Here is a 20,697-nt window from a genome sequence, read left to right on the forward strand (position 1 = left end):
AAGCAGCATGAATCCAGCACTTTGGGTCAGCAAGACCGGCTTGAGCGCGCAGGACACCAACATGTCCACCATTTCCAACAACCTGGCCAACGTCAACACCACCGGCTTCAAACGGGACAAGGCGGTCTTCCAGGACCTCCTGTACCAGATCAACCGACAGCCCGGTGGCCTGACTACCCAGAACTCCGAACTGCCTTCCGGCCTGCAATTGGGTACGGGTGTCCGGGTTGTGGGCACGGTCAAGCAGTTCTCCCAGGGCAACCTCCAGATTACCGAGCAGCCGCTGGACATGGCCATTAATGGCCGGGGTTTTCTGCAGATTCTGCTGCCGGATGGCCAGATTGCCTACACCCGGGACGGTCAGTTCCAGTTGAACTCCAACGGTGATGTGGTGAATCCGGACGGGTACCCCCTGGAGCCGGCCATCAATATTCCCGATAACGCCACCAATATCACCATTGGCAAGGACGGCACGGTAACGGCGGTAACGGACGACCAGGCGGCGCCGGTAAACCTTGGCCAGATCACCCTGGTGGATTTCATCAATCCCCAGGGCCTTCAGGCCATCGGAAACAACCTGTTCAAGGAAACCATTGCCAGCGGGAACCCCGTTGAGGGGGAGGCGGGTCTGCTCGGGCTTGGCACCATCGAACAGGGTTCTGTGGAGGCCTCCAACGTTGAGGTTGTGGAAGAACTGGTGAACATGATTACCACCCAGCGCGCCTATGAAATGAACTCGAAGGTGGTCTCCACGACGGACCAGATGCTCCAGTTCATTACCAACAACATTGGCTAATGCCGCCAGAGGTGACGTCATGAATCCGATGACATCCAGCCGGATAACCCGGGGAGCCAGTACCCTGGTGACCTTGGTGGTGCTGATCCTGCTACAGGGTTGCACGGCCATGAGCCGGCCCCGGGCGATGCCGGATGATCCCGAGTTTGCACCGGTACGCCCTGAGGCCATGACACAGAGAGACAGGGCGTCTGGTTCGATTTACCAGGTTTCCCGAAATTATAACTTTTACGGGGATACCATCGCGCTCAATGTGGGTGATGTACTGACAGTGAATCTCCAGGAATCCACCCGTGCCAGCAAGAATGCCGAAACCAGCATCACCAAGGACAACGAAATCACGCTGCCGGAGCCGAACATTCTGGGTAAGAACAACTTCGGGATCGCCACCTCACTGAACAACGAGCGCGATTTTGAAGGCACGGCTGAGGCTGATCAGAGCAACAGTCTTGCTGGCAGCATCACCGTCACGGTCACAGAGGTGCTGCCCAACGGCGTGCTGCGGATCCGGGGTGAGAAATGGCTGTCGCTGACCAATGGCGACGAGTACATCCGCCTGACCGGGCTGGTTCGCCCCCGGGATATCCAGCCGGACAACGCTGTTGCCTCAAACCGTATTGCCGATGCGCGTATTGCCTATGGCGGTACCGGTGATTTCGACCAGGCAAACCAGATGGGCTGGCTTGCCCGCTTCTTTAACAGTGAGTGGTGGCCGCTATGAGCATGCGGCGTTTTCTTGCCTGGGTACTTGTTCTGGCGGCGGTCGCGGCACCGGTGATGGCGGACCGGCTGAAGGACCTGTCCCGCATCAAAGGGGTAAGGAACAACCAGCTGGTGGGCTACGGACTGGTGGTTGGCCTTGACGGGACCGGCGACAAGGCACCGTTCACCAATCAGACCTTCCGGAACATGATGAACCAGTTCGGTATCACTCTGTCTGAAGGCGTGAACCCGAAACTCACCAATGTCGCCGCCGTAACCGTGAGTGCCACATTGCCACCGTTTGCCAAGGCCGGGCAGGAGATTGATATCACGGTTTCCTCCATCGGCAACGCCGACAGCCTGCGCGGCGGTACCCTGCTGATGACCCCGCTGAAGGGCGCTGACAACAACGTCTACGCCATGGCTCAGGGCAGTCTGGTGGTTGGCGGTTTTGGTGCCCAGGGGCAGGATGGCTCCAGAATTACCGTGAACGTACCGAGCGTCGGCCGGATTCCCAACGGTGCCACCATCGAGCGGGAAGTGGTCTCGCCTTTTAGTCAGGGCGACACCATTACCTTCCACCTTCTGCGCCCAGATTTCACTACGGCCCGCCGTGTGGTCGAAGCTGTGAATGCACGCCTCGGCCCGGACATGGCGTACGCTCACGATGCGACATCGGTTTCCGTGCGTGCGCCGCGGGATCCGTCCCAGCGGGTAAGCTTTCTTTCGATACTTGAGAACGTTGAGGTCGCCCCGGCCCAGGACGCCGCCAAAGTGGTGATCAACAGCCGCACTGGCACCATCGTGGTCGGGCAGAATGTCAAAGTCAGCCCGGCAGCGGTGACCCACGGCAACCTGACGGTGACCATTCAGGAAAATCCCGCAGTGAAACAGCCTAATCCGTTTGCCGGCGGTGACACCGCCCTCGAGCCGGATAGCCAGATTGCAATCACCGAGGAGCCGGCCAGGATGTTCAAGTTTGGTCCGGCTGTCACCCTGAACGAGATTGTTCAGGCGGTGAACCAGGTGGGTGCCGCTCCGGGGGACGTTATGGCGGTACTTGAAGCTCTTAAACAGGCCGGTGCGCTGCGTGCCGAGCTGATTGTTATCTAGGTGGCATGATGCAGGACTATTCGCTTCAGCAGGCCCGGGTGTATACCGATTTCAGCGGCCTGAACGCGCTGAAAACGCAGGCCCGAACCGACAAAAGGGCGGCGCTGGAAGAAGTTGCACGCCAGTTCGAGAGCCTGTTCCTTTCTGAGATGCTGAAGTCCATGCGCAAGGCCGGTGACGTGCTTTCCGAAGGTAATTATCTGAAAAGCAATCAGTCGGATCTGTATCGCGACATGTTCGATAACCAGATGAGTCTGACCATGGCCGGTGGGCAGGGAACCGGTCTCGCCGAGGCGCTGGTCCGGCAACTGAGCCGACAAATTCCCGGCCTGGACAGTGAAGGCGATAAGCTGGCTGGCCACAAGGCTTCTCTCGCGGATTATGACCGGAGTTTGCCGGCGCTTTCGGCAAGCTTGCCCGGGCAGGTTCAGAAAGTCGCCTCGGTGGCACAAGAGTCTGCCGTGGCCCCGGGAAAAAACGTGTCCGAATTGCCGGACCGGTTCGACTCACCGGAGCATTTCGTGAGTGCCTTGCTTCCGGTAGCGAAGCGAATCAGCCGGGATACCGGCATCGACCCGAAACTGATGGTGGCCCAGGCGGCCCTGGAAACCGGCTGGGGCCGGCATATGATCCGGGGAGAGCAGGGCGAGCCAAGCTTTAACCTCTTTGGTATCAAAGCGGATGGCCGGTGGAAGGGCGATGCCGTTTCCCTCACCACCACGGAATACCGCGAGGGTCTGCCCATGAAAGAGCAGGCCAGTTTCCGGGCCTACCGGGATTACGAATCCAGCTTCCGGGACTATGTTTCGTTCCTCGAATCCAACCCCCGTTACCGGGAAGTGCTGTCGGCGGCGGACAAGCCTGAAGTGTTTGCGGAGAAACTTCAGGAGGCCGGCTACGCAACCGACCCGAACTATGGCAGCAAAATCCGCCAGATCATGAACCGTGATTCACTGATGACACTGTCCATGGGCAGTGACGGGATGAAGGAGTAAACGTTATGGCAGGGCTGATAGGCATTGGTCTGACCGGCATCCTCAGTAATCAGGCGGCACTGAATACCACGGGTAACAACATCACAAATGCCAACACACCTGGCTACAGCAGACAGGAAGTCCAGTTTGAAACCCAGAAAGGACAGCGTACCGGAGCCGGAACCATTGGTAGTGGCGTTAACGTCGCCAATATCCGCCGCCTTGCCAATGAGTATCTGGTTCAGCAGGTGCGGGAAGACAGCACCCTTTATGGTGAACAGGAAGCTCTCAATTCAGAGCTTTCCCGGCTTGATAACCTGCTTGGGGGCGAGTCCACCGGTCTGAACACAGCCCTGAATAACTTTTTTGCCAGTCTCCAGAATGCCGCCGAGGACCCGACGTCTTTGCCTCAGCGCCAACTGGTGCTGAGCGAGGCCCAGCAGGTCGTTAACCGGTTCCAGGCGCTGAACCAGGAGTTCATCCAGCAGCGGGAATCCATCAAGACTCAGATGCAGCAGGGTGTAAAGGATGCCAATACCCTGATCAGGAGCATCGCAGAACTGAACCTGGCGATATCCGAGTCCCCGGGCATCGCCCAGGGCAGGATGCCCAATGAGTTGCTGGACAAGCGCGACGAAAAACTGCGCCAGCTTTCGGAACTGGTGAATATCAAGGTGACGCCCACAGATGGCAGCCAGGTGAACGTATCGCTCTCGAACGGTCTTTCCCTGGTGGTTGGCAGCAACGCGGCAACCTTCGGAACCCGGGAAAATGCCGAGGATCCGACGCGTCTGGAGTTTACGCTCAGTAATGGCGGGCGCACCTTGAACGTCGACGAACAGATTGCCGGGGGTAAGCTCGGAGGTCTCCTGCGGTTTGATAACGAGGGGCTCAAGCCGGCATTTGATGAGCTGGGCCGGATTGCCATTGCACTGTCGGATACCATGAACCAACAGCATGAAATTGGCATGGATCTGGAGGGCGACCTGGGGGGGCTGTTCTTCACCGATATCAACTCAATTGAAGCCCAGCGTGGCAGAGTGGTGCCCAATGGCAACAATCAGGTGTCCGGCGCTGGCCAGCTGGCGGTGGAAATAACCGACAGTTCCGCGCTGCCAGCCGGCCGATGGACATTACAGTTCAGCGGTGACGGCCGGAGCTATGAGCTGATCAATCAGGAAACCGGCAAGACCGAAAACCAGGGACGTTTGCCGGATCCGGTGCAGTCCGAAATCAGTATGCCCGGGTTCAACATCCGGGTGGAGGGCGGTACCTTCAGCGCCGGTGACAAATACCTGATCCAGCCCGGCCGGAATGCGGCCGAAAGTATTGGCCTGGAAGTGAGACGCGAGGAAGACTTGGCGCTTGCCAGCCCGATTCGGGCGAGGGAAGGGGGGTATAACCCCGATACAACTGAGACTCGGGAAAATAACCTGGGCACCGGGCAGATTAATCAGGGGAAGATGCTGAACGTCCGTAATCCTAATACCAATGGATTGCTTGAGGGGTTCAGGAATAGCGGCGAGCTGGCTAATGGGCCAATGAAAATCGCGTTCGAAAATAATGGTACGGACATCGTGTACCGGGTTTACGATGGGTCTGACACGGAAATCAGTGCCTCTGATTACCCAACAGGGGTGCCTTATGATCCTCAGAAGATCAATCTGGTTTTTGGCGGTGACACGTCAGACGGTGCTCTTTACCAGGGCTATCAGTTCGAGATGACGGGTGAGCCCGCCAATGGCGATGTTTTTACTGTTGAATACAACGACAATGGCATATCCGACAATCGCAACGCCGAGCTACTTGCGGCTTTGGGTACCCAGAACACCATGAATGGTGGCACCCAGAATTTTACCGAGGGTTATGCCGGTCTGGTGGAAGACATCGGGGTAAAAACCCGTCAGAGCCAGTTGGATGTGGATGCCGGCAAAACCCTGCTGGAGCAGTCAACCAACCAGCGGGAATCGGTGTCCGGAGTCAACCTGGACGAGGAAGCCGGCCGGCTCATTCAATACCAGGCCGCATACAATGCCTCAGCCCAGGTGATGTCGGTGGCTCAGGACCTGTTCAATACCCTGTTACAGAGTTTCCGGTAACGGTTGAGGTGATGTGACATGATCAGAATTTCATCACAACAGATTTTTTCCGGCGGCATCAACCGCCTTCAGGAGCTCAATACCAGCCTGAATAACACCCAGCAGCAAATCTCCACTGGCAAACGGGTGAATAAGCCCTCAGATGATCCGGTGGCGGCCGCCCGTATTCTAAAACTGGATCAGGAATTGTCGCGGGTCGAGACCTATCAGCGCAACGCCACTTTGGCTGACAACCGCCTGAAGCAGGAAGAGAGTGCGTTGGCCAGCTCGATTGACGTGATCCAGCGCATCCGCGAACTGACGGTGCAGGCGGGCAATGGGTCGTTGTCAGCCGATGACAGGCGTTCCATTTCCTCAGAGCTGGAGGAGCGTCTGGGGCAGTTGGCAAACATCGCCAATACCCGGGATGCTTCGGGTGAATACATCTTCAGTGGATTTCAGGGCCAGACACCTGCTTTCGCAAAGGATGGCGCAGGTGACTGGACATATCAGGGTGATGAAGGTCAGCGGGTACTGGAAATTGATGATGGCGTAACCGTGCCGATCAGTGATCACGGTAAGGGTATTTTTGTAGACGTGCCCAAGGCGGTCTCAGTAACGGCAAAGTCTAATGGTGCAACCCCTCCTACTCCTCCTGGTTATATTTCGGGGCTTGAGGTTGTGGCGCCGAAAGATCTAAGGGATGCCTTTGGCAGCGATGTGCCAGATGACCTTGAAGTTAGTGTCGATGATGATGGCTCCGGCGTATTAGAAATTACGGTCACAGATCCGAGAACAGGTAACACTATTCAAACTGAGCCTCTGAATCCCGTAGTCGGAGAAGAGTTTCAAGTGGCGGGTATAAAGCTCACCATCAATGATTCGCAAGATCAGGACTCGTTCACCCTGGGGATTAACGATAGGCAATCCGTCTTCGGCACCATAAAAAACCTGATTGACGGGCTTGAGGGCATTGCCAAAGGTTCCCCCCGTGGTGATGCCGAATACGATGCCCTGATCGCCGAGTCGCTGACCAACCTCGACAACGCCCAGGAAAGTATCATCCTGAAGCAGACCGAGCTGGGCGGCCGGATGAACGCCGTGGAGTCTACCAAGACCTTTCTTGAGGATTCGTCCGTCTATACCAACGAAATCCGGTCCCAACTGCAGGATGTGGACTACGCCGAAGCAATCAGTAACCTGAGTTTCCAGAGCTTCGTGCTTCAGGCGGCCCAGCAGTCCTTTGCGCAGGTTTCGCAGCTGTCTCTGTTTGATCGGTTGTAAATATCTGAAGCTGTGGACAGTTGTGTCTGCTGGCTTATTGCTTTCGCGATTAAGCTCAGTATAATCCCCCACACTCTCCGATGGCGGCGTGGTGAAATTGGTAGACACGACGGATTCAAAATCCGTTGGGGTAAAACCCGTGGCGGTTCGAGTCCGCCCGCCGCTACCATCTTTTTTTCCTTCGGCGTCGTTAACAGTCCATTCCATGAATGTCTCCGATTTTCATTTTGACCTGCCGGACGAACTGATCGCCCGCTATCCGCTCAAAGAACGCAGTGCGTCCCGCTTGCTCTGTCTGGATGGTCTTTCCGGCAAGCTCGATCACCGGATCTTCAGCGACCTTCCCGAACTGCTTCAGCCCGGCGACCTGCTGGTGTTCAACAACACCCGGGTGATTCCTGCGCGCCTGTTTGGCAAAAAGGAAACGGGCGGGCAGGTAGAGGTGCTGGTTGAGCGGATAACCGGAGAGCACGAAATTATTGCCCATGTCCGGGCTTCAAAGGCGCTGAAAGAGGGGCAGAACGTCATCCTTGAAGATGGTACATATTTAAGGATGTCCGGCCGGGACGAGACACTGTTTCATTTGGTGTGTGAATCTGAAGAACCCATACTGGATATACTTGAGCGCATTGGTCACATGCCGTTGCCGCCCTATATTGATCGCTCAGACGAATCCACTGACCGGGACCGGTACCAGACGGTGTACGCCCGGGAAGCCGGTGCTGTGGCTGCGCCCACCGCCGGCCTGCATTTCGACGAGGCACTGCTGGAAAAACTGGCCGCCTGCGGCATTGAAAGTACCTTTGTCACGCTGCACGTTGGCGCAGGCACCTTCCAGCCGGTGCGGGTAGACAAGATAGAAGACCATGCAATGCACAGCGAGATTGTGCACGTTCCCCGGGAAGCGGTTGATGCTGTCGAGCGAACCCGAGCCCGGGGAGGGCGCGTGGTCGCCGTGGGTACGACATCTGTTCGCTCTCTTGAATCGGCAAGCCGTGGTGGTCGTCTCACGGCATTCACCGGCGAGACAAATATTTTTATATACCCGGGGTACCGTTTTCAGGCAGTTGATGCCCTGGTGACCAACTTCCATTTGCCGGAATCCACGCTGATCATGCTGGTCAGTGCCTTTGCCGGTTACGGCAATGTGATGGGCGCCTACAAGGAGGCGGTCGGGGAACGCTACCGTTTCTTCAGCTACGGCGACGCCATGCTCATTACCGGCCAGGAACCCAGTCGCGGTATGTTGCTGGGCCCAGCCGTGGAATCCATAGATACCGGTATTGGTAACGCCGGGGAGGCTTTGTGACACAGACCTGTTTCATGTCGTTCGAGAAGCTGGGTGAGGATGGCCGTGCTCGCCGCGGCAGGCTGACCTTTCCGCGGGGCACGGTTGAAACGCCTGCCTTCATGCCGGTGGGGACCTACGGCACTGTCAAGGGCATGCTACCGCGGGACATCCATGAAATTGGTGCAGAAATTATTCTGGGCAATACCTTTCACCTGATGCTGCGTCCGGGTACGGAGGTGGTCAGGGCCCATGGGGATCTGCACGATTTCACCCAGTGGCAGGGACCAATCCTGACCGACTCCGGTGGCTTCCAGGTATTCAGCCTGGGGGAAATGCGCAAGATTACGGAAGAGGGCGTCACTTTCCGCTCACCGGTTGACGGCTCTCCTGTAGAGTTGTCTCCGGAGATCGCCATTCAGGTTCAGTGTGACCTGGGCTCGGACATCGTCATGATTTTTGATGAGTGTACCCCTTACCCTGCGACAGAGTGCCAGGCCAGGGATTCCATGGAGCTGTCCCTGCGTTGGGCTCAGCGCAGCAAGGATGCCCACGAAGGTAATCCGGCGGCACTGTTCGGTATTGTTCAGGGCGGTATGTATGAGAACCTGCGGGACCGTTCCCTGGAAGGACTGACAGACATTGGCTTTGATGGCTATGCCATTGGTGGTCTTTCCGTTGGCGAGCCAAAGGAAGACATGATCAGGATTCTGGACCATCTGCCGCCCAAAATGCCGGAAGGCAAGCCCAGATACCTGATGGGCGTTGGTCGGCCTGAGGATATCGTTGAGGCAGTGCGGCGCGGAGTCGATATGTTTGACTGCGTAATGCCGACCCGGAATGCCAGAAATGGCTACCTCTTTACCTCCACCGGCATCGTCAAGATCCGCAATGCCAGGCACCGTCATGACACCGCGCCGCTCGATGAGCGTTGTGACTGTTACACCTGCCAGAATTTTTCGAGAAGTTATCTGCATCATCTGGATAAATGTGGAGAAATGCTGGGCGCTCAACTGAACACGATTCATAACCTGCGGTTCTACCAGAACCTGATGGCCGGATTGCGTGGGGCCATTGAAGCAGGTACATTGTCGGACTTTGTAACCGACTTCTATGCTCAGCGCGGAGAGACAGCTCCGCCATTGGGCAATGTTTGATCTATTCGCTTAACCAACGGAGATATTCAATGAAATCAATTAAAATGCTCGTTGCCGGCCTGATGGCTCTGATGCCTGCGCTGGCCATGGCTCAGGACCCGGGTGCGCCGGGGATGGGCGTTATGGGTCAGGTAATCTTTTTCGGCGGCTTCATCCTGATTTTCTACTTCCTGATCTGGCGTCCGCAGTCCAAGCGTGCGAAAGAGCACAAGGCGTTGATGTCTGGCCTGAACAAGGGTGACGAAGTCGTGACCTCCGGTGGTGTTGCCGGCAAGATCACCAAGGTAACGGACGATTTCATCGTTGTTGAAATTGCCGACAATGTCGAAATCAAGGTCCAGAAAGTCGCTGTTGCCGCAGCCCTGCCCAAGGGCACGCTCAAGGACATCTGAGCGAGGGCCATTTGGCCGGCCATCCATGGTGGCCGGACTGAATCCTCCTGGCTGAAACACCAAGGCCGGCCTGTTGGCCGGCTACAAGGGATCCCATGCTGAACAAGTATCCGCTTTGGAAAAACCTGGTTATCCTGGTCGCGCTTGTGATCGGGTTTATCTACGCTTTACCCAACCTCTTTCCCGACGACTACGCCATCCAGATTACCGGCGCACGCAGCAGCACCGAAGTGAATGCCGGTGTGCTCGACAGGGCCGTTAATGTCCTCGAGAGCCAGGGAATTGAGGTGAAAAGCAGTACTCTTCAGGATCGGGATGCTCTGATCCGCCTGACCAGTTCTGATGACCAACTGCGGGCCCGCCCCCTTGTGCAGGCCGCCCTGAGTAATGAGTATCTGGTTGCCCTGAATATGGCAGCGTCCACACCCGATTGGCTGAGAAGCCTAGGTGCAGGTCCGATGAAGCTTGGTCTTGATCTGCGTGGCGGCGTGCACTTCCTCCTTGAAGTGGATATGGAAACGGCGGTAAGCCAGCGCCTTGAGGCCATGTCCGGCCAGATCAAGCGGGAATTGCGGGAAGCGCGCATTCGTTATCGCGGCGGTGATCTCGAGAACGATCGCAAGATTGTTCTCACCTTCCGGGATGAAGCTTCCCGTGCGGAAGCCTTCGATCTGGTACGCGATCAGTACAATGAGTTTCTGCTGGATGAACAAACCGAGGGGGATGAATTCCTGCTGGAGCTGAGGCTGTCCGAAGCTGAGGTCCAGGCCATCCAGGATTACGCTCTGGAGCAAAACCTCACAACGATCCGGAATCGGGTTAACGAACTGGGCGTGGCCGAGCCGCTGGTTCAGCAGCAAGGCAATGATCGAATCATTGTCGAGCTTCCGGGCGTGCAGGATACCGCCCAGGCCAAGCGGGTTCTCGGTGCCACGGCGAACCTCGAATTCCGGATGGAAGCCCGTCCGGATGCGCCGGCCAGTGAAACGGAACAGTTCAGTTTCCGGGACCAGCCCCAGCGAACCGCACGACTTGAGCGGGACGTTATTGCCACTGGTAATAACGTGGCCAACGCCCAGCAGGCCTTCGATGAAAACGGTCAGCCCCAGGTTAATATCACCATGGATTCGGTAGGTGGCGACCTGATGAATCGGGCCACGCGCAACGCGATCGGCCGCAGGATGGCGGTACTCTTTATCGAGTATCGGACAGAGACCGGAACCCGCATGGTCGACGGTGAACCAAAAGAATTTGAAGAGCGCGTTGTGGAGAAGGGCATTATCAGCCTTGCCACTGTGCAATCCGCTCTGGGCAGCAGCTTCCGTATCACCGGGCTGGATTCGATCCCGGAGGCTGCGGAACTGGCGCTTCTGTTGCGTGCCGGTGCGCTTGCCGCTCCCATGTATTTCGTTCAGGAACGCACCATAGGGCCAAGCCTCGGGCAGAAAAATATTGACGCCGGGATGATGTCCGTTTTACTCGGCTTTGGCCTGGTCATGCTTTACATGCTGGCCTACTACCGGGGCTTTGGCATGATCGCGAATACATCACTGGCCCTCAACCTGATGTTGCTGATCGCGTCCATGTCCATTCTGTCAGCCACCCTCACCTTGCCGGGTATTGCCGGTATCGTTCTTACGGTCGGTATGGCCGTGGATGCCAATGTGCTTATCTTTGAGCGGATAAAGGAAGAGCTGAAGGCCGGCGCTCCGCCCCAGACCGCGATCAACGCCGGTTACTCCCGGGCGTTCGTGTCTATATTTGATGCCAATATCACTACGCTGTTGGTGGCCGTTATCCTCTTTGCCATGGGCTCCGGACCGGTCAAAGGCTTCGCGATAACACTGTGTATCGGTATCCTGACGTCAATGTTCTCTGGCCTGATGGTCAGCCGCAGCATTGTTAACCTGGTTTATGGTGGCCGAAGGGTCGAGAACCTGTCGATCGGAGGAAAGCTCGCCAATGTCTGAAGATCAGAAGCAACCGTTTGATTTTATGGGGCTTCGGAAGATTGCTTCCGTCGTCTCGATCGCACTTATCCTGGTGTCCGTTGCCCTGCTGGCCACCCGTGGATTGAACTTTGGCATGGATTTCACTGGCGGCACATCGGTCGAGTTCGAGTATGCCGAGGCGCCGCAGCTCGATGAAATACGCTCCAGGCTGGACGCCGCGGGTTATGAACAGTTTTCCGTGCAGAATTTCGGCGCGGACACCATTGTTCTGGTACGGATGGCCGAGGCCGGCAACGATAAGCTTGCCCCTGAAGTTACCCGCACGCTCGAAGCCGGCGGAGTTGAGCTTGAACTGATCAGTTCCGAGTTCGTTGGTTCTCAGGTGGGCAAACAGCTCAAAGAGGACAGCGGTCTGGGGTTGCTGATCGCGCTGGCGGTGGTGCTGATTTATGTGGGCATGCGCTTTCAGTTCAAGTTCGGTATCGCATCGGTCGTGCCGCTGGCTCACGATGTCATTATTGTACTTGGTGTGTTCGCACTGTTTCAGTGGACGTTTGATCTTACCGTTCTGGCGGCACTTTTGGCGGTCATCGGTTACTCTCTGAACGACACCATTGTTGTCGCTGACCGTATTCGTGAGAACTTCCGGAAGATACGGGTTGGTGAGCCCTGGGATGTTATCAACCAGTCCATTCACCAGACCATTAGCCGGACAATCAATACCTCCGGGACTACCCTGGTGGTTCTGCTTGCGCTGTACTTTTGGGGCGGTGAGGCGATCAATAACTTCGCGCTTGCCCTGATTATCGGGGTGGTGGTTGGTACCTACTCGTCGATCTATGTGTCTGCAAACCTCCTGATGGTGATGGGTGTTTCCCGTGAAGATCTGATCATACCGCCGAAAGAAGGTGCTGCGGATGCGGACGAGGAAGAGCAGCCGCCGGAGTGGCTGAACCGGATGTAGGATAGGAGCTTCTGCGCCCTTAGTAGACACAGACACAAAAAAACCGCCACATAACGTTGGCGGTTTTTTTGTGTCCGGAAGAGTCTGAAGTCTTAGCGGGGTAAACGCCCCCGGAAGGGATGAAGCACCTTTAGGATTTCGCGGAACAGTTTCGGATTGGCTACCACCAGTTGGCGTGCGTTGCCGGTGGATGGGTTGCCCGAAAAATCGCCAGTCAGTGCGCCGGATTCCATCGCCAGTGTGACACCGAGATCGAGTTCCGCGGCTTCCGGACGGAAAATGATTGCGGCGTCCATAAGCCCGGCAGATACACGGGCGATATCGAGTACCACGCAGCCGGAGGTGCGGAACATGCCGGAGTCCCGCGCGAGAACCGCGGCCATTTCACCCCAGAGCAGAGGATCTTCGCTCTTGCGTGCCTGGTCGAGCAGGTTGGTGGCGATGGCTGCATTTCCCGCTTGCCTGATTTCCGACGCGCGTACGCGACGGCTGTTCAGGGCAGCGCCATGGCCCCGGCTGGCAGAGTATTCCTCGCCGGTGACGGGGTTCACCAGAAGCAGGTTTTCAACACGGTTATTCTTTTTCTGGGCAAGGGCCAGGGCAAATTCAGGGATGCCCCTGAGGAAGTTTTCACGGCCCAGAACCGGGAAAATATGCCAGCTTTTCTCGCTGGTGCCGGCATTCGCTTCATTCAGAGGGGCGATGCTGTGGTCCTTGTAGGCCTTTTCGAGTTGCTCGGCAAAATTGTCGTATATTGACTGCTCAACCCGCTCCAGCTGGAGACGGCGTTCTGAGTCGTCTTTGCCGGTGGGTTCCTGGCGCTCGAAATGGGCTTTCAGATAATCGGACCCCTGACGCGCGACGCGCAGGGCCATTTTAATCGCTGGTTGCATCTGAGTGTTCATTATCCGGGTGTGTGGAGGCCGGGTATGATAGCAAAAGATCACCCCGCTTGTATGTTTTTTGACTCAGCAATAGCACGGATAACCAGAGGTTGCGGGTTCTCCGGAGGGGCAGGGTGCCGGTGGTTTCTGATATCATTGCCGCCCTGATCAACAACCTTGGGCCCGATTACAATGCACAAAAGCGCACTTCCACAGGAAGGGACGGAGACATTTCAGGATCAGATCCGGATTGTTCTGGTGGAGACCTCCCATTCGGGCAACATTGGTGCTGTGGCCCGGGCCATGAAGAATATGGGATTGGGTAATCTCTGGCTGGTTAATCCGTGCACTTTTCCGGATGAGACCTCCTATGCCCGTGCAGCGGGCGCATCCGATGTTCTCGATCGTGCGCAGGTGGTTTCCTCGCTGGATGAGGCGCTGGCGGATTGTGTTCTGGTGATGGGTACAAGCGCCCGGGGAAGAAAGGTGCCCTGGCCGGTCTGCGCGCCGCCAGAGGCAGCCGCTGCCGCCGCCGGACATGCGGAAGACGGGCCGGTTGCCCTGGTGTTCGGCCGGGAGAACCATGGCCTGAGCAACGACGAGTTGCAGCGCTGCCATTATCACATTCACATACCCTCCAATCCGGATTACAGCTCCCTGAATCTGGCGATGGCGGTGCAGGTGATGTGCTATGAATTGCGGATGTATTACCTGCGCAGCCTTGAAGGTGGGGAGGGGGGCCCATATCTGAAGTCGATGACCCGGCCCGGGGATGAGGGTTGGGATGTGCCGCCGGCCAGAGTTGAGGATGTGGAAGGGTTTTTCGGGCACCTGGAGCAGATGCTGATTGATGTGGATTTTCATCGACGCGAGAATCCCAGGCAACTGATGACACGCTTGCGGCGACTGTTTCAGCGAGCCAGACTTGATCAGATGGAAATCAATATTCTCCGGGGCATTCTCACTGCCGTACAGAAGGCAGCGGGCGCCCGGGGCAACAGTAAACCAGCTGAGGCCGGTAGCACGGCGACGGAACAGGACAATGGCCATGTTTGAGCGTTTGCGGGAAGATATTAACAGCGTGTTCCATCGGGATCCTGCCGCCAGGAACACCTTTGAGGTGCTGACCAACTATCCGGGGTTGCATGCGCTGCTCTTCCATCGGTTTTGCCACTGGTTGTGGGGGCTCGGTCTGAAGTGGCTGGCGCGTACGATTTCGACCATAGCCCGATGGCTGACCGGCATTGAAATCCATCCCGGAGCAACGATCGGACGCCGCTTTTTTATCGACCATGGCATGGGTGTGGTGATTGGCGAAACTACCGTGATAGGCGACGACGTAACGCTCTACCAGGGCGTTACGCTCGGAGGAACCAGCTGGAACAAGGGTAAGCGTCATCCTACCATTGGCAACAGCGTGGTGGTTGGCGCCGGAGCCAAGATCCTCGGGCCCTTCGAAGTGGGTGAGGGGGCCAAAATCGGCTCCAATTCGGTGGTTACCAAGGCGGTCCCTGCCGGGGCAACGGTTGTTGGTATTCCCGGCCGCGTTATTGTTAAAAGCTACAACGAGGACGATGTTCGCCGCAAGGAAATGGAAGAGCGCATGGGGTTCGATGCCTACGGGGTTACCGAAGAGATGCCGGATCCGGTCGCCCGGGCCATGCGGTCGCTGCTCGACCACATGCACGCGGTGGATGACCGTATCGAGAACATGTGCAAGGCCCTCCGCAAGGTGAACAGCGAATACCAGAATGGGGAGCTGCCACCGCTGCATGAAGAGGACTTTGACTGCGTTCGCGATGAAGGTGACACCCGGAGCTGAATACTTGACTGGATTAGTGGGTCAATTCATACTCGTCCCTGCGTTTCGAGATTCATTCCCGTCACGGGGCTGACATTATGAAGTTGACCACCAAAGGCCGCTATGCCGTCACGGCAATGCTTGATCTGGCTCTGCATGGAGACCAGGGGCCGGTGAGTCTCGCCGACATTTCGGCCCGTCAGGAAATCTCTCTGTCCTACCTGGAACAGCTTTTCTCCCGTCTCCGCCGCCAGAAACTGGTTACCAGCATTCGTGGTCCTGGTGGAGGCTATCGGCTCAGCCGTCCGGCGGCTGATGTCTATATTGCCGAGGTTGTCGATGCCGTCAGTGAGTCACTGGATACCACACGGTGCGGCAACAAGGGCGATTGCCAGAACGGCGAGAAGTGCCTGACCCACCATCTCTGGTCTGATCTGAGTGATCAGATTCATCAGTTTCTCAGCGAGATCAGTCTCGGAGACCTGATGAGAAAACATGAAATCCGCCAGGTTGCGGACCGGCAGAACCGCCGTCAGTCTGACAGCAGCTCTGAAACGATCAATACCGAACGCCTGTCTGACCAGGCGCCGGCCTGACACCAACAAACTCCTGGAAGCCATGAAAAAGCCCGTATATCTGGACTACGCGGCCACGACGCCCGTTGATCCTTCTGTCGCCGATGAAATGCTGAAGTACCTGACGCCGGATGGTGTGTTTGGCAATCCCGCTTCGCGCTCCCACGCCTTTGGCTGGCAAGCGGAAGCGGCGGTCGAGTCGTCGCGCAAGCAGGTTGCCAGCCTGATTCACGCCGATCCCCGGGAAATCGTCTGGACCTCCGGCGCCACGGAATCGGATAACCTGGCAATCAAGGGGGCTGTTGCTGGTCGCCAGGATGCCCACATCGTAACGTCGAAAATCGAGCACAAGGCGGTTCTCGATACCTGCAAGTGGCTGGAGCAGCATGGCACAGACGTGACCTGGCTGGATCCCGCGCCGGATGGCACCATCAGCTGTCAGCAGGTGGTGGATGCGCTCAGGGACAATACCGTGCTGGTCAGCCTCATGCTGGTGAATAACGAACTGGGAACTATCACGGACATCGCGGCTATCGGCTCCGAGTTACGGCAGCGGGGCGTGCTGTTTCATGTCGATGCTGCTCAGGCGGCCGGCAAAATGGCGGTCGATGTTACGTCGATGCCCGTCGACCTGCTGGCACTCTCCGGGCACAAGGTGTACGGGCCCAAGGGGGTGGGCGCCCTTTATGTCAGGCGCTCTCCCAATGTTCGCATCGAGGCCCAGATCCATGGCGGCGGCCATGAGCGGGGGATGCGCTCCGGAACCCTGCCAACTCATCAGATTGTCGGAATGGGGAAGGCGTTTTCGATTGCCCAGTCCGGGCTTGAGGATGAAGTCCGAAAGCTGGAAACACTGCGCGAATCATTCCTGGCAGGTCTGGGGCCCCTAGAGGGTGTCAGTTTGAATGGGAGCGAGTCCCGGCGTGTGCCCGGCATTGTGAACCTGTCGTTCGACGGTGTTGAGGCGGAATCCCTGATGCTGGGGCTGCGGGATCTGGCGGTTTCCTCCGGATCGGCCTGTGCTTCGGCCACAATAGAACCCTCCTATGTGCTTCGTGGCATTGGCCTGAACGATGAGCAGGCCCATCGCGCACTGCGTTTTTCCTTTGGCCGCTTTACAACGGAAGAGGACGTCGCTTTTGCCAGCTCGCAAATTGTTGATGTTGTTAGCCGCCTCCGTGCAGTGCGGTAGGAAGTTTGCCCCGGACTGCGTATAATCGCAGGCCAGAATTTTTACCATAAACAAACTGGAGAAAGACCATGGCAACTGAGCGCACGCTCTCCATTATCAAGCCCGATGCGGTAGCAAAAAACGTGATCGGCGAAATTTACAGCCGTTTTGAAAAAGCCGGCCTGAGCATTGTTGCTGCCAAGATGATGCACCTGACCCAGGAGCAGGCAGAAGGGTTCTACGCAGAGCACAAAGAGCGCCCGTTCTTTAACGATCTGGTTGCCTTCATGACCTCTGGCCCGGTTGTTGTGCAGGCCCTGGAGGGCGAAGGCGCCGTCCTGAAGAACCGTGATCTGATGGGTGCGACCAACCCGAAGGAAGCTGAAGCTGGTACCATCCGTGCCGATTTCGCATCTTCCATCGATGCCAATGCCGTTCACGGCTCTGATTCCGCGGCTTCTGCCGAGCGCGAAATCGCTTATTTCTTTAATGACAACGAAATCTGCCCGCGGGGCTGATTAGTTGATCGGAGGCGACCGGGTGGTCGTCTCCGAATGGGTTATCTGATCGAGGTTATGAAATGACAGCGGCCGCTGAAAAAACCAATCTTCTGGGGATGCCGAAAGCAAAACTCGAAGCTTTCTTTGAATCCTTGGGGGAGAAGCGCTTTCGTGCCACTCAGGTTTTACAGTGGATTCATCAGCGTGGCGCTGATGACTTCGATCAAATGACCAATATGAGTAAGGCGTTACGGGAAAAGCTGAAAGAAGTCGCAGAAATCCGTGGCCCCGAAGTGGTTTACGACGAGACGTCCAAAGACGGCACCCGCAAGTGGGTGATGCGTATGGACAACGGCAACAGTGTTGAGACCGTTCTGATACCGGACGGGGAGCGTGGCACGCTTTGCGTTTCTTCCCAGATCGGTTGCAGTCTGGACTGTACTTTCTGTTCCACCGGCAAGCGAGGCTTTAACCGTAACCTCACGGCGGCGGAAGTCATTGGCCAGGTGTGGGTGGCCCGGAAAGCCTTCATGCCGTTTGAACCAGGCCCGGACCGGCCGATCACCAACGTTGTGATGATGGGCATGGGGGAACCTCTGCTCAACTTCGACAATGTTGTCGATGCCATGAACCTGATGATGGAAGATCTGGCCTATGGGATTTCCAAGCGTCGGGTAACCCTCAGTACCTCTGGCCTTGTTCCCGCGCTGGACCGCCTGTCGGAAGTTACCGATGTTTCACTGGCCATTTCGTTGCACGCCCCGAATGATGAACTGCGTAACAAGCTGGTTCCATTGAACAAAAAGTACCCGATTGCTGAGTTGCTGGCTGCCACCAAGCGGTACTTTGCCCGGTTACCGGACAAACGCAAGGTGACCATTGAGTACACTGTGATTGAGGGAATGAACGATCAGCCGGAACATGCGCGGGAGCTTGCGGTGTTGTTACGGGATCTGCCATGCAAGATCAATCTGATACCATTTAACCCGTTTCCGGAGAGTGATTTCCGCCGGCCGAGCATGAACGCCACCCGTCGGTTCCAGGCCGTTCTCAATGAGGCCGGCTATATCGCGACAATCAGAACCACCCGCGGTGATGACATCGATGCCGCATGTGGACAGCTTGTGGGAAGGGTTGAAGACAGAACACGCCGGAGCCAGCGGTACATCCAGGCTCAGCAGGTTAATTCCTGAGCCGGGAACCTGAAACAGCCCAATTGAGGAAGGGGAGACTGTGACAAACAAACCAGCAAACCGACGTTTCTCAGTGTTGGCCGTTATGCTGTGCACCCTGCTTGTCACAGGCTGTGTCACTACCACTGACAGTCGGTTCTCCCGGGAAGCAGATCGCCAGAAAGCTGTTGATAATTATGTAAAGCTTGCCACCGCCTACATCGGGCAAGGCAATCTTGAACGGGCCCGCCATCACCTCGACCGGGCCCTCAAGCTTGATGCGGACGACGCCAGCGCAAGGGCCGCGATGGGGCTCATATACAACGCTGAGGGCGAGCCCGAGCTGGCAGAACGGAATTTCAAAAAGTCCATCTCCGAGGATCCGGGGTACACACGCGCACGGGTCTATTATGGTGCTTTTCTCTTTGCTCAGGGGCGGATGGACGACGCCAGGGATCAGTTTCGCGCAGCTTCAAGGGATACCGGGTATGGCGATCGGGGCTCGGTGTTTTTTAACCTGGGTATGACTCAGGAGAGACTTGGTGAACTGGAAGCAGCGACTACTTCTTACCGGCGGGCGGTGGAGTTAATGAGAGGCGATGCACGTCCGCTTTTGGCGCTTGCCCGGGTGTCTGTCGAGGTGGGCAACTATGAAAGCGCCGCCGGATATTACTCAAGGCTGACGTCCATGATGCAGCGGAACCCACGCCTCGTCCATTCCGCAGAGAGTCTTTTCACCGGAATCCGCATTGCCCGTTATTTCAACAACGGTGACCAGGAAGGGAGTCTGGCGCTTCAGCTCAGAAACAATTTTCCGGAGTCAGTGGAATATCAACAATATAAGGTGCTGATTTCTAATGGCAACTGATGAGAATTCACAGCCAGCGATGAAAGAGCCCGTCGGGCGGCAGCTTCAGAAAGCAAGAGAAGCGTCCGGTTTAAGTGTCAGCGATGTGGCCGGGGCGCAGCATCTGCGACCGTCGGTGATCCAGGCTATCGAGTCCGGGGATTACAGCCAGATTGACAGTGAACTCTTTCTCAAAGGGTATGCCAGGACCTATGCAAAGCAGGTAGGGCTGGATGCCGACGCAGTGATAGCAGATCTTGACCAGGAACTGGAGCCGATCCGTCAGCAGCGTGAGCAGGAGCACGAGGCCAACCCGCTGGTGGACATTGAACGCCGCAGGCGCAGAAAACGTCAGCTCGCCAAGACCCTCTTTTTCCTGGTGATTCTGGGTATCGCCGGTTATCTGGCGTTTGCTTTCCTGATGCCGGAACCTGAAGCGGGCGGGGTACAGTCAGGGGCATCCGAAGCCGTCCAGGGCCAGGGCGAAAACGCCGAGGTGCCGGCGCTGGCAGAATCGACCGATGCCAATTCGGAAGTTCCCGCTGCAGATCAGGACGAAGTGCCGGCAGGCCCGGATTCCGGAGAAAGTATCGCCTCAGGGCAGTCAGTGTTGCCGGGCTCTGTTGCGGAACCAGGCGAACCGGGCACTTCAGAGGATCCGGATGTTGAGAATCTGGTCGCTGAGGACAGGTCCTCCGGGCCTCTGACGGAACAGATTCCGACGGTTGTAGAGACTCCGGATCCGGTTCTGGAAAACCGCTCCGGACTGGCGGAGGCCACTGACATTGTCCGGCTTCAGATCAGTTTCATCGATGACTGCTGGGTTCAGGTAAGTGATGCGACCGGGAACCTGCTGGTGAATTCCCTTCTGCGTGACGGAGACGAGATTGACGTTTCCGGTCAGGCACCGCTCAGGGTTGTCATCGGTGCCGTTGATGCCGTTGGATCCATCCGTTTCCAGGGTGAACCGCTGGATCTGGGTGACTATCGTGCCGTCAACAACCGGTCAGAGTTTTCCCTGACAATCTGAAATTTGATCACATTTTC

At 56.9% G+C, this 20,697-nt stretch carries 20 protein-coding genes and 1 tRNA gene; 20 read left to right on the plus strand and 1 reads right to left on the minus strand.

Annotated elements, in window-relative coordinates:
* Positions 1–7 precede the first annotated feature (7 nt).
* The 12 genes from flgG (at position 8) to secF (ending at position 12,700) form a co-directional block, all read left to right on the plus strand.
* Positions 8–796 (plus strand): flagellar basal-body rod protein FlgG, encoded by a 789-nt coding sequence (gene flgG / locus D0851_RS00705; protein ID WP_117616911.1) that lies wholly within the window; start codon positions 8–10, stop codon positions 794–796.
* A 19-nt stretch (positions 797–815) separates the two neighbouring features.
* A complete protein-coding gene (flgH, locus tag D0851_RS00710) occupies positions 816–1,517 on the plus strand; it encodes a flagellar basal body L-ring protein FlgH (RefSeq protein ID WP_227539390.1) in 702 nt (233 codons plus the stop codon).
* The gene (locus tag D0851_RS00715) at positions 1,514–2,611 is read left to right on the plus strand and encodes a flagellar basal body P-ring protein FlgI (RefSeq protein ID WP_117616912.1); all 1,098 of its coding nucleotides are present in this window, start codon (positions 1,514–1,516) and stop codon (positions 2,609–2,611) included. Before flgH ends, D0851_RS00715 begins: the two co-directional genes overlap by 4 nt.
* A gap of 8 nt (positions 2,612–2,619) precedes the next feature.
* Positions 2,620–3,606, plus strand: coding sequence for a flagellar assembly peptidoglycan hydrolase FlgJ (flgJ, locus tag D0851_RS00720; protein WP_117620226.1), 987 nt, complete (start codon positions 2,620–2,622; stop codon positions 3,604–3,606).
* Between the two features lie 5 nt (positions 3,607–3,611).
* Positions 3,612–5,684, plus strand: coding sequence for a flagellar hook-associated protein FlgK (gene flgK / locus D0851_RS00725; RefSeq protein ID WP_117616913.1), 2,073 nt, complete (start codon positions 3,612–3,614; stop codon positions 5,682–5,684).
* Positions 5,685–5,702: 18 nt separating this feature from the next.
* Positions 5,703–6,947: a flagellar hook-associated protein FlgL gene (flgL, locus tag D0851_RS00730; protein ID WP_117616914.1), complete on the plus strand. Its 1,245-nt coding sequence runs from the start codon at positions 5,703–5,705 to the stop codon at positions 6,945–6,947.
* Positions 6,948–7,029: 82 nt separating this feature from the next.
* A tRNA-Leu gene (locus D0851_RS00735) sits at positions 7,030–7,116 on the plus strand.
* Between the two features lie 36 nt (positions 7,117–7,152).
* Positions 7,153–8,256, plus strand: coding sequence for a tRNA preQ1(34) S-adenosylmethionine ribosyltransferase-isomerase QueA (gene queA, locus D0851_RS00740; RefSeq protein ID WP_117616915.1), 1,104 nt, complete (start codon positions 7,153–7,155; stop codon positions 8,254–8,256).
* Positions 8,257–8,270: 14 nt separating this feature from the next.
* Complete coding sequence (gene tgt, locus D0851_RS00745) at positions 8,271–9,392, plus strand: tRNA guanosine(34) transglycosylase Tgt (RefSeq protein WP_117620227.1); 1,122 nt, start codon at positions 8,271–8,273, stop codon at positions 9,390–9,392.
* A gap of 86 nt (positions 9,393–9,478) precedes the next feature.
* The gene (gene yajC / locus D0851_RS00750) at positions 9,479–9,784 is read left to right on the plus strand and encodes a preprotein translocase subunit YajC (RefSeq protein WP_376788074.1); all 306 of its coding nucleotides are present in this window, start codon (positions 9,479–9,481) and stop codon (positions 9,782–9,784) included.
* 95 nt (positions 9,785–9,879) lie between these two features.
* Complete coding sequence (gene secD, locus D0851_RS00755; RefSeq protein WP_117616917.1) at positions 9,880–11,754, plus strand: protein translocase subunit SecD; 1,875 nt, start codon at positions 9,880–9,882, stop codon at positions 11,752–11,754.
* Positions 11,747–12,700 carry a protein translocase subunit SecF gene (secF, locus tag D0851_RS00760; protein ID WP_117616918.1) on the plus strand — a complete coding sequence of 318 codons (954 nt, stop codon included), beginning with the start codon at positions 11,747–11,749 and terminating at the stop codon, positions 12,698–12,700. The genes secD and secF overlap by 8 nt, the downstream gene beginning before the upstream one ends.
* Before the next feature lie 92 nt (positions 12,701–12,792).
* On the opposite strand, the gene D0851_RS00765 is transcribed toward secF, so the two are convergent.
* Entirely contained in the window at positions 12,793–13,593 is an 801-nt protein-coding gene (locus D0851_RS00765) for an inositol monophosphatase family protein (protein ID WP_117616919.1), read from the minus strand.
* Between the two features lie 183 nt (positions 13,594–13,776).
* On the opposite strand from D0851_RS00765, the gene trmJ reads away from it, so the two are divergent.
* The 8 genes from trmJ (at position 13,777) to D0851_RS00805 (ending at position 20,680) form a co-directional block, all read left to right on the plus strand.
* Positions 13,777–14,640, plus strand: coding sequence for a tRNA (cytosine(32)/uridine(32)-2'-O)-methyltransferase TrmJ (trmJ, locus tag D0851_RS00770; RefSeq protein ID WP_117616920.1), 864 nt, complete (start codon positions 13,777–13,779; stop codon positions 14,638–14,640).
* A complete protein-coding gene (gene cysE, locus D0851_RS00775) occupies positions 14,633–15,406 on the plus strand; it encodes a serine O-acetyltransferase (protein WP_117620228.1) in 774 nt (257 codons plus the stop codon). Before trmJ ends, cysE begins: the two co-directional genes overlap by 8 nt.
* A 77-nt stretch (positions 15,407–15,483) precedes the next feature.
* A complete protein-coding gene (iscR, locus tag D0851_RS00780) occupies positions 15,484–15,981 on the plus strand; it encodes a Fe-S cluster assembly transcriptional regulator IscR (protein ID WP_117616921.1) in 498 nt (165 codons plus the stop codon).
* 22 nt (positions 15,982–16,003) lie between these two features.
* A complete protein-coding gene (locus D0851_RS00785; RefSeq protein ID WP_117616922.1) occupies positions 16,004–17,152 on the plus strand; it encodes an IscS subfamily cysteine desulfurase in 1,149 nt (382 codons plus the stop codon).
* Between the two features lie 68 nt (positions 17,153–17,220).
* Positions 17,221–17,649: a nucleoside-diphosphate kinase gene (gene ndk, locus D0851_RS00790; protein ID WP_117616923.1), complete on the plus strand. Its 429-nt coding sequence runs from the start codon at positions 17,221–17,223 to the stop codon at positions 17,647–17,649.
* A 62-nt stretch (positions 17,650–17,711) separates the two neighbouring features.
* Complete coding sequence (gene rlmN / locus D0851_RS00795; RefSeq protein ID WP_117616924.1) at positions 17,712–18,824, plus strand: 23S rRNA (adenine(2503)-C(2))-methyltransferase RlmN; 1,113 nt, start codon at positions 17,712–17,714, stop codon at positions 18,822–18,824.
* Between the two features lie 85 nt (positions 18,825–18,909).
* Positions 18,910–19,671, plus strand: coding sequence for a type IV pilus biogenesis/stability protein PilW (gene pilW / locus D0851_RS00800; protein ID WP_205422310.1), 762 nt, complete (start codon positions 18,910–18,912; stop codon positions 19,669–19,671).
* Positions 19,661–20,680 (plus strand): RodZ domain-containing protein, encoded by a 1,020-nt coding sequence (locus D0851_RS00805; protein ID WP_117616925.1) that lies wholly within the window; start codon positions 19,661–19,663, stop codon positions 20,678–20,680. The genes pilW and D0851_RS00805 overlap by 11 nt, the downstream gene beginning before the upstream one ends.
* Positions 20,681–20,697: the final 17 nt, after the last annotated feature.

Origin of the sequence: Marinobacter sp. Arc7-DN-1 (assembly GCF_003441595.1) — a bacterium.
GTDB lineage: Bacteria > Pseudomonadota > Gammaproteobacteria > Pseudomonadales > Oleiphilaceae > Marinobacter > Marinobacter metalliresistant.

What these genes read in the sequence shown, in the direction of transcription:
- flgG (WP_117616911.1), top strand. Translation starts at nt 8, where the DNA reads ATGAATCCAGCACTTTGGGTCAGCAAGACCGGCTTGAGCGCGCAGGAC.
- flgH (WP_227539390.1), top strand. Translation starts at nt 816, where the DNA reads ATGAATCCGATGACATCCAGCCGGATAACCCGGGGAGCCAGTACCCTG.
- D0851_RS00715 (WP_117616912.1), top strand. Translation starts at nt 1,514, where the DNA reads ATGAGCATGCGGCGTTTTCTTGCCTGGGTACTTGTTCTGGCGGCGGTC.
- flgJ (WP_117620226.1), top strand. Translation starts at nt 2,620, where the DNA reads ATGCAGGACTATTCGCTTCAGCAGGCCCGGGTGTATACCGATTTCAGC.
- flgK (WP_117616913.1), top strand. Translation starts at nt 3,612, where the DNA reads ATGGCAGGGCTGATAGGCATTGGTCTGACCGGCATCCTCAGTAATCAG.
- flgL (WP_117616914.1), top strand. Translation starts at nt 5,703, where the DNA reads ATGATCAGAATTTCATCACAACAGATTTTTTCCGGCGGCATCAACCGC.
- queA (WP_117616915.1), top strand. Translation starts at nt 7,153, where the DNA reads ATGAATGTCTCCGATTTTCATTTTGACCTGCCGGACGAACTGATCGCC.
- tgt (WP_117620227.1), top strand. Translation starts at nt 8,271, where the DNA reads ATGTCGTTCGAGAAGCTGGGTGAGGATGGCCGTGCTCGCCGCGGCAGG.
- yajC (WP_376788074.1), top strand. Translation starts at nt 9,479, where the DNA reads ATGGCTCAGGACCCGGGTGCGCCGGGGATGGGCGTTATGGGTCAGGTA.
- secD (WP_117616917.1), top strand. Translation starts at nt 9,880, where the DNA reads ATGCTGAACAAGTATCCGCTTTGGAAAAACCTGGTTATCCTGGTCGCG.
- secF (WP_117616918.1), top strand. Translation starts at nt 11,747, where the DNA reads ATGTCTGAAGATCAGAAGCAACCGTTTGATTTTATGGGGCTTCGGAAG.
- D0851_RS00765 (WP_117616919.1), bottom strand. Translation starts at nt 13,593, where the DNA reads ATGCAACCAGCGATTAAAATGGCCCTGCGCGTCGCGCGTCAGGGGTCC.
- trmJ (WP_117616920.1), top strand. Translation starts at nt 13,777, where the DNA reads ATGCACAAAAGCGCACTTCCACAGGAAGGGACGGAGACATTTCAGGAT.
- cysE (WP_117620228.1), top strand. Translation starts at nt 14,633, where the DNA reads ATGTTTGAGCGTTTGCGGGAAGATATTAACAGCGTGTTCCATCGGGAT.
- iscR (WP_117616921.1), top strand. Translation starts at nt 15,484, where the DNA reads ATGAAGTTGACCACCAAAGGCCGCTATGCCGTCACGGCAATGCTTGAT.
- D0851_RS00785 (WP_117616922.1), top strand. Translation starts at nt 16,004, where the DNA reads ATGAAAAAGCCCGTATATCTGGACTACGCGGCCACGACGCCCGTTGAT.
- ndk (WP_117616923.1), top strand. Translation starts at nt 17,221, where the DNA reads ATGGCAACTGAGCGCACGCTCTCCATTATCAAGCCCGATGCGGTAGCA.
- rlmN (WP_117616924.1), top strand. Translation starts at nt 17,712, where the DNA reads ATGACAGCGGCCGCTGAAAAAACCAATCTTCTGGGGATGCCGAAAGCA.
- pilW (WP_205422310.1), top strand. Translation starts at nt 18,910, where the DNA reads ATGCTGTGCACCCTGCTTGTCACAGGCTGTGTCACTACCACTGACAGT.
- D0851_RS00805 (WP_117616925.1), top strand. Translation starts at nt 19,661, where the DNA reads ATGGCAACTGATGAGAATTCACAGCCAGCGATGAAAGAGCCCGTCGGG.